Origin of the sequence: Streptomyces sp. NPDC007162 (genome assembly GCF_040634175.1) — a bacterium.
Taxonomy (GTDB): domain Bacteria; phylum Actinomycetota; class Actinomycetes; order Streptomycetales; family Streptomycetaceae; genus Streptomyces.
Map to the genome: position 1 here is coordinate 1 of NZ_JBEYFC010000806.1, position 2816 is coordinate 2816.

Sequence of the window (2816 nt, forward strand, 5' to 3'; positions counted from 1 at the left end):
GGATCAACAACTGGGACGGCACGCCCGGCGGGTTCAAGAACGCCGACCTGAAGACCTGCCGGCCGGCGGCAGGTTGATCGGGTCATGGTGTGCGATGGACGATGCGGTCGAACAGCGCGGTCAGTTCGGCGGACGCGGCCGGGGACAGCTCGGCTCGTCCGAGGTAGTCGAGAGCCGAGTCCAGATGGCCGCGGGACAGTTGCTCGGCCGTGTGCCGGCCGCCGGATTCCGTGACGAGGTCGGCCATCTCCTGCAGGTGCGCTGCCGTGGTGCCGTCGGCGTGCCACAGCCGGCGCAGTCGTTCGGCTGCCGGTTGGTCGGCGGACAAGGCCGCCAGCACCGGAAGACTGGGGTTGCGCCGCAGGAGGTCGCTCCGGACGGGCTTGCCGGTCACCGAGGGGTCGCCCCAGATGTCCTCGACGTCGTTGAGGATCTGGAAAGCGAGGCCCAGATGCCTGCCCGCGCCGCGCAGAGCGTCCAGGACGCGTTGCGGGCTGCCCGCCCGCAGTGCGGGCGTCACCAGTGCGCACTGCAGCAGCGCGGACGTCTTCTCCGTCACGATCCGGTCGTACTCCGCGACGCCGGTGCCCGGACCCAGCCGCACGGTGAGCTCGCGCGCCTGGCCCGCGAGTACCAGAGCGAGAGCTTCGGCGAACACGCTCAAGACCTCCGCACGGCCGGGGCCCGGGTCGTCGACGACCATCCGCAGGCCGAGGGCCTGCAACGCGTCGCCGGCCAGGATGGCCGGACCGATGCCGAACACCTTCCACGCGGCCGGACGGCCGCGGCGCAACTCGTCCCCGTCGATGATGTCGTCGTGGATCAGGGTCGAGTTGTGCAGCAGCTCCAGTGCCGCCGCCTGGCACCGCACGTCCTGCGGCCGCAGGCCGACTCCGGCAGCCGCCGCCGTCATGAGGGCGGAGCGGGTCAGCTTGCCGCTCGGGGCACTGCTGGGGTCACCGTGTTCGTCGGCGAAGCCGAGGTGGTAGGAGCAGATCCGGGCCAGGGTCGGCTCCAGTGCGGAGGCCTGCTCCCGCATGACGGGCCATACCGCGTCCCGCACCGCCTTCGGTGACAGGGAGGTATGAACCCCGGTCGACGAGGTGTCGAGTGCGCTCATCGAGATGTTCCTCCGGTCGCACGCCTACCCGATTACTGGTCAGAACCGGCGCGCATGGGATTCGCGAATTGCACCACTGAAAATCACGGTCCTGGATATGTCGCTCGACGGGAATTTCCCTGAGCGTTCCGACCGCCATCCTGAACCGCCCGCTCCTCCCGTGTCAACGACGCAGGGTGAGCGTCTTCCACTTTAGGAAAAACCCCAAAGAACACGGCGCCAGGTCTGGATTAGACTGGCCTGCGGAGCGGTGACCGCCGGGCGGCGCCAAGGCCGAATTCGAGTCCACCGTTGTTCACCGAAAGGTTGAGAGGCGGAATGCCTGTGTCAGTCGATTCTGGGCAATTACATGAAGGCAGGCCGTTCGACCCGTACGGCGCACACCGCGACGACCCGTATTCATTTCTGGCCGACATCGTCGAGACGGAGCCGGTGTTCTACGCGCCCCTGCTCGACGCGTGGTGCGTCACCCGGCGCGAGGACATGGTCGCCGTGCTGCGCGACGACCGGAACTTCTCGGCTCGTGACCACAACCCCCGCTCCTCGGTCGAGCTGCCCGACGATGTGAGCCGGATGCTCCGGACGTGGCGCGGTGCCGGTGCCCTGGCCGTCGGTTCACTCGACCCGCCCGAGCACGCCAGGATCAGGGACGTCCTCAACATCGGGTTCACGCCCGCCAGGGTCAGGGCGTTCGAACCGACGGTCCGGGCGATCGCCGCCGACCTCGCCGAGCGGACCGCGGTCTCGGCGGAGTTCGACTTCATCGCGGAGTTCGCCGTTCCGTACTCCCTGGAGGTGATCTGCCGGCGCCTCGGTATCCCGGACGAGTACGTCGACCGCTGCCGCACGTGGTCCGAGCAACGCATCGAACTCATGATGCTGCAGAGCTACACCGATCCTGACTGGCTGCGTGAATACGCCCGTGGGCTGATGGAGTTCGGGGCGTTCGCCCGGTCGCTCGTGCAGGAGCGGCTCGCCGCACCGCAGGACGACCTGATCAGTGAACTGCTCCACGACGGCAGGGCGGGTAACACGCTCACCGCCGACGAGGTCGCCGTCCAGGTCCCCACTCTGATCTTCGCGGGACACATGACCTGTGCGGAGGCGCTCGGCACCATCGTCTTCCAGCAGCTCCGGTCACCCGGCGGCTGGGCGGCGGTGGCCGACGGGAAGATCGCCACCCGGGACCTCGTCGAGGAGGGACTGCGGTTCGACAGCCCGCTGGCGGGCATGTACCGGACCGCGCTCCATGACGTGGTGGTCGGCGGCGTCCACCTGGCCGCGGGGAGCCGGCTCCTGCTGCTGTACGGAGCGGCCGGCCGGGACAGTCGCGCCCACGCATGTCCGGCCGGGTTCAGTCCGGGCAGTGGGTCCGCCACGCATCTCGCCTTCGGGCACGGCATCCACTTCTGCCTCGGAGCCGGATTCGCGCGCATGGAACTGGAGGTCGCGATCCAGGCCGTCGCCCGCAGGATGCCGGAGCTGACTTCGGCGCCCGGGCTGCCGCCACGTCACCGTCCGGTGTTTCCGCTTCGGGCACTGAGCGAGCTGCGGGTCCGCCAGCAGGGACGGACATCCGGTCGGTCGTCGGGAGATCCGAGCGACACGTCGACCCCCGCGGGCCTGTTCGCGGTGGGCGGTGCCGATGGCGATGTCACCGGGTTGAAGGCGGCGGCCGGAAGGGTGGTTTTCGCAC

At 69.2% G+C, this 2816-nt stretch carries 2 protein-coding genes; one reads left to right on the forward strand and one right to left on the reverse strand.

Annotation, left to right across the window (positions count from 1 at the left end; genetic code table 11):
* Nucleotides 1–82 precede the first annotated feature (82 nt).
* The gene (locus ABZ646_RS44230) at nucleotides 83–1120 is read right to left on the reverse strand and encodes a polyprenyl synthetase family protein (protein ID WP_360532775.1); all 1038 of its coding nucleotides are present in this window, start codon (nucleotides 1118–1120) and stop codon (nucleotides 83–85) included.
* Between the two features lie 324 nt (nucleotides 1121–1444).
* Here ABZ646_RS44230 and ABZ646_RS44235 point away from each other — a divergent pair.
* The coding region (locus ABZ646_RS44235; protein ID WP_360532778.1) for a cytochrome P450 at nucleotides 1445–2816 on the forward strand (1372 nt) is incomplete at its 3' end.